The organism is Nonomuraea longispora, from assembly GCF_004348345.1.
GTDB classification, from domain to species: Bacteria; Actinomycetota; Actinomycetes; order Streptosporangiales; family Streptosporangiaceae; genus Nonomuraea; species Nonomuraea longispora.
On the sequence record NZ_SMJZ01000393.1, the window covers coordinates 1 to 2,587 of the forward strand.

At 70.8% G+C, this 2,587-nt stretch carries 1 protein-coding gene; it reads left to right on the forward strand.

Going from position 1 to position 2,587, the window contains the following annotated elements; all coding sequences use genetic code 11:
• The first annotated feature begins 154 nt into the window (after positions 1-154).
• Entirely contained in the window at positions 155-2,365 is a 2,211-nt protein-coding gene (gene ligA / locus E1267_RS43400) for an NAD-dependent DNA ligase LigA (protein ID WP_132342101.1), read from the forward strand.
• Positions 2,366-2,587 lie beyond the last annotated feature (222 nt).

A 2,587-nucleotide genomic window follows, 5' to 3' on the forward strand; every position in this document is an offset into this window, starting at 1 on the left:
GGCGTACACGTGTCCGGGCGGCGTTGTCCGGAGACGGGTGCGAGGCGCGTGGAGGAAGCCGTCCGACCTGGGGGAGCGCGCACTTTCACGGGGGCCTAAAGGTGCGTCCACAGGCGACGTTTCTGTCGGTGCCGGGCGGTAGCGTTTGCTCAGAATGTTGAGGGAGGGAGAGGCCGTGGGCGAGCCATCCACTGAGGTCGCCGGGGTGCCGGTGTCCGCGCTGAAGCGGCATGCCGAGCTGAGCGAGCTGGTCGACGAGGCTCGCTGGCGCTACTACGTTCTCGATCAGCCCACGGTCAGCGACGCGCAGTTCGACGAGTGGTTCAAAGAGCTGCTGGCGCTGGAGGAGGCGCATCCGTCGCTCCAGACGCCCGGCTCGCCCACCCAGAAGGTCGGGGCGCCGGTCAGCGGTGACTTCGCCAAGGTGCGCCACCTGGCCAGGATGGAGAGCCTCGACAACGCCTTCAACGACGCCGACATGGCGGCCTGGCAGGCGCGCGCCGAGCGGCTGGCCGAGGGCGACCCGGGCCCCTACCTGTGCGAGCTGAAGATCGACGGGCTGGCCATCGCGCTGGTCTACCGCGACGGCAAGCTGGAGCGCGCCGCCACCAGAGGCGACGGGCGCACGGGTGACGACGTGACGGCCAACGTGCGCACCATCAAGGGGGTGCCCCACCGGCTCAAGGGCGACGACGTGCCGAGCCTGGTCGAGGTGCGCGGCGAGGTCTACATCCCGGTCGACGACTTCAAGAAGCTCAACGAGCAGCTCGTCGAGCAGGGCAAGCCACCGTTCGCCAACCCGCGCAACTCCGCGGCCGGCACGCTGCGGCAGAAGGACCCGCGCATCACGGCGCAGCGCCCGCTGCGCATGCTGGTGCACGGCATCGGCGTCTGGGAGGGCGCGACCGAGCCGCGGGCGCAGTCGGAGGTCTACGACCGGCTGCGCGAGTTCGGGCTGCCGGTCAGCGACCTCTACCGGGTGCTGCCGGGCCTCACCGAGATCAACGAGTTCATCGAGCACTACCGCGCGCATCGCCACGACCCGCCGTACGAGATCGACGGGGTGGTCGTGAAGGTCGACGACTTCCGCACGCAGCGTGAGCTCGGCTCCACCTCGCGTGCGCCGCGCTGGGCGATCGCCTTCAAGTATCCGCCGCAGGAAGTCAACACCAAGCTGCTCGACATCCAGGTGGGCGTGGGGCGCACGGGCCGCGTCACCCCCTATGGCGTGATGGAGCCGGTCGTGGTGTCGGGCTCGACCGTCGAGCGCGCCACGCTCCACAACGCCGCCGTCGTGGCCAAGAAGGGGGTGCTCATCGGCGACACCGTGGTGCTGCGCAAGGCGGGCGACGTCATCCCCGAGATCGTCGGGCCGGTGGCGGCGCTGCGCGACGGGTCCGAGCGGGAGTTCGTCATGCCGACGCACTGCCCGGAATGCGGCACCACGCTGGCCTACGAGAAGGAGGGCGACGCCGACCTGCGCTGCCCCAACGCGCGTGGTTGCCCCGCCCAGATCCGCGAGCGCATCTACTTCGCGGCCGGGAGACGCGCGCTCGACATCGACGGCCTCGGCTACGTCGCGGCCACGGCGCTCACCCAGCCGCTGCCGCCGCAGCAGCCCGTGGTGCGCACCGAGGCCGACCTGTTCGACCTGACACTCGACCAGCTGACCCCGATCAAGTCGGTGGTCCGCGACCCCGACACCGGCCTGCCCAAGATGGACCCGAAGACGGGGGAGCAGAAGGTCGTCTCCTTCTTCTCCAACATCAACGGCGAGCCCAGCCAGAACGCCCTGCAGCTCATCGAGGAGCTCGAACAGGCCAAGCAGGTGCCGCTCGCGCAGGTGCTGGTCGCCCTGTCGATCAGGCACGTCGGCCCGCCCACGGCGCGCGCCCTGACCGACACCATGAGATCCATCGACGCGATCATGAACGCGTCGGAGGAGGAGCTGGCCGCGGTCGAAGGCATCGGGCCCCGGGTCGCGGCCACGATCCGGGAGTGGTTCGCGGTCGACTGGCACCGCGAGATCATCGACCGGTGGCGGGCCGCCGGGGTCCGCATGGAGGACGAGCCGGCCCCCGAGAAGGGCCCGCAGACCTTGCAGGGGCTGACGTTCGTGGTGACGGGCACGCTGGAGGGCTACACCCGCGACTCGGCCGCCGCCGAGCTGACCGGCAGGGGCGGCAAGGTGGCGTCGTCGGTGTCGAAGAAGACGTCGTTCCTGATCGCGGGCGAGAACGCGGGGTCGAAATACGACAAGGCAGTCGACCTTGGCGTGCCGATCCTCGACTCCGAGGGTTTCGAGATCCTCCTCAACGAAGGCCCGGAGGCCGCCGCCGAGGCCGCCGCCCCACCGGAGTCCTGACCGTCCACGGGGGCCGCGGCTTCAGGGGCTCGCATGGGCAAGGTCGGTGAGCACGCACCCTTCGAGGGGCGGGCACGGGTTTCCGCGCGGTGCGCGTGACAGCGGCCGCGCGGTTGCTGTTCGGGCGATGAGGCGGGTTCCCCATGCTCCTTCGCTACGGGCGGGGTGCGGCCGTTCGTACGGGCGGGGGCGGGGATCGCGCGGCCTCTGTGCGGGCGGGTG

Bases quoted from the DNA above. Each gene is read 5' to 3' on its own strand.
- ligA (WP_132342101.1), top strand. From the start codon at position 155: ATGTTGAGGGAGGGAGAGGCCGTGGGCGAGCCATCCACTGAGGTCGCC.